At 72.7% G+C, this 2,227-nt stretch carries 3 protein-coding genes; 1 reads left to right on the forward strand and 2 read right to left on the reverse strand.

The window, feature by feature from the left end; all coding sequences use genetic code 11:
• Nucleotides 1–120, forward strand: a 120-nt coding sequence (locus J5Y04_RS41075) for a LuxR C-terminal-related transcriptional regulator (protein ID WP_209417660.1), incomplete at its 5' end; no start/stop codon positions are given.
• A gap of 406 nt (nucleotides 121–526) precedes the next feature.
• Here J5Y04_RS41075 and J5Y04_RS41080 read toward each other — a convergent pair.
• On the reverse strand, nucleotides 527–1,288 hold the full coding sequence (locus J5Y04_RS41080) for an SDR family NAD(P)-dependent oxidoreductase (protein ID WP_209417659.1): 762 nt from the start codon (nucleotides 1,286–1,288) through the stop codon (nucleotides 527–529).
• Nucleotides 1,289–1,665: 377 nt separating this feature from the next.
• The coding region (locus J5Y04_RS41085; protein ID WP_374106225.1) for an MFS transporter at nucleotides 1,666–2,227 on the reverse strand (562 nt) is incomplete at its 5' end.

Raw genomic sequence — 2,227 nt, forward strand, 5'->3', positions numbered from 1 at the left:
GCACGGCTGCACCTGTCCGAGGGCACCGTCCGCAACTACCTGTCGTCCATGGTCGCCAAGCTCGGCGCCCGCAACCGGATCGACGCCCTGCGGATCGCCCGGGACTCCCACTGGATCTGACCCTCGCCCCGGGCACCCCCGGAAGGCGAGCCGCAAGGCCGGCCGGAATGCGGGCCGGACAACACCCGGGACAGCCGGCCACATCCGGATACCGGCAGCAGGCACGACTTCCCCGGGGAACGCTCCAGGAAATCCCGGGGAAGCCTCCGGAAACATCACGGTAGAAATCCCGGGGAAGCCTCCGGAAAAAGGCGTGAAGAAGTCCCGCGCGGGCTTTTCCAGCCCACGGTGGAACCTCCCGGGAATACTCCGGGGAAATAAGTGACTCAGGAGAATGAAGCGGCACCGGGGAATTCTCCCGAACCCGTAGCCCCGCCTGCCCCGCCGAAATTCCCCACCGAACAGGCGGACGGGCGGGGCCGACCCCCGGCACGGTGGTGGCCGGCCGGGGCGGGCGGAGGGAGGTTCAGCGCAGCAGTCCCAGGCGCATCGCCCCGTCCAGGCGGATCGTCTCACCGTTGAGCATCGGGTTGTCGACGATGTGGGCCACCAACGCGGCGAAGTCGGCGGGCTCGCCGAGCCGGCCCGGGTGGACAGTCCCGCGCAGCAGCGCCTCGCGGACGTCCGCCGACGCGCCGGCCAGCATCGGCGTCTCGAAGGGACCGGGCGCCACGGTCACCACCCGGATCGCGTGCCGGGCCAGGTCCCGGGCCAACGGCAGGGTCATCCCCACGACCCCCGCCTTCGAGGCGGCATAGGCCGCCTGCCCCTCCTGCCCGTCGTAGGCGGCGACCGAGGCGGTGCAGACGATCACGCCACGGTCCCCGTCCCGGACCTCGTTGCGGGCCATCTCCTCCGCGGCCAGCCGCACCAGGTTGAACGTCCCGGTCAGGTTCGCGTGCACCACCTCGGCGAACTCCGCCAGCGGCAGCGCCCCCGAACGCCCCAGTACCCTGCCCATCCGCGCGGTGCCCGCACAGTTCACGGCCACACCCAGTCGGCCCAGACGCGCCGCGGTCTCCACCGCCGTCCGCACGTCCGCCTCGTCGGCGACATCTCCGACCACCACCGGCACACCACCCAGCTCGGCACCGGCCTTCGCCGCCCGCTCGGGCTCGCGCCCCATCACCACCACCCGGCAACCGCCCTCCAGCAGCCGCCGGGCGGTGGCCAGCCCCAGCCCCGAGGTCCCGCCGACGACAAGAGCCACGTTCCCAGCAACGTTCACGTCCGTTCCTCCTTCGGGACCGGCCGGCCCGCCCCCCAACAGGCAGGCACCAGCCGAATATGGGCACAACGGGTCATACGAGCCGAGCAGACACAGCAGGTGGTGCGGTTCACCGGCCCGCGGGCGGTGACGCGGAGGTCTCCCAGAAACCGGCGTAGCGGTCGGCGCGGCGCAGGGGTTCCTCGTGGGTACTCTCCTCGGCGATGCCGCTGCCGCCGACGCACGACGTGGCCGGCGCACGGCACAGCGGGGACCCGGCACCCGCAGACACCACCAACCGCCCGCCCCGCCAAGCCCTCGCGGACCCGGGCGGCCCCGGCCGGGGCGAGCCCGCCCCGGCCGGACCATCACTCCCGGGCCGGTCTCGCCCAGGGCGGTCAGTCCTGCACCGCGACCAGGCCGCGCTCCTCCTGCTCCCCCTCCACCACCGGCGCACCGGTGCGCGGAAGGACCGTGAACGCCACGACCGCCGCCGCCAGCAGGACCACCGTCCCCACGCTCATCCCCAGCGCATACCCGTCGTTCAGCGTCACCGGGGTCACGTGCGTGCCCGTACGGTCGTGCGCCGCGGTCCCCAGCGCTGCGAGTCCGAGTGATGCGCCGATCTGGCGTGTGCTGTTGAGGAGTCCGGATGCGCTGCCTGTCTCGTGTGCCGCCACGCCCGCGGTCGCGATGGAGACTGCCGGTGCGAGGCAGAGTCCGATTCCCACGCTCGTGACCACCGACGGTCCGAGGACGTCCGTCGCGAAGGACCCGTCGGCGCTCATCATTCCGAACCACCAGAAGCCCACCGCCGTCACCAGTGCCCCTGCCACCAGCAGGGACCGTGGTGCGAAGCGCAAGCCCAGCTTCACGGCGACGACCGATCCCACCACCACGCCCAGTGCGAACGGCAGGAACTGCACCCCGGTGCGTGCCGGGCCCGCCCCGAGGACCCGT

Origin of the sequence: Kitasatospora sp. RG8 (assembly GCF_017813315.1) — a bacterium.
In the GTDB taxonomy this organism is placed as follows: domain Bacteria; phylum Actinomycetota; class Actinomycetes; order Streptomycetales; family Streptomycetaceae; genus Kitasatospora.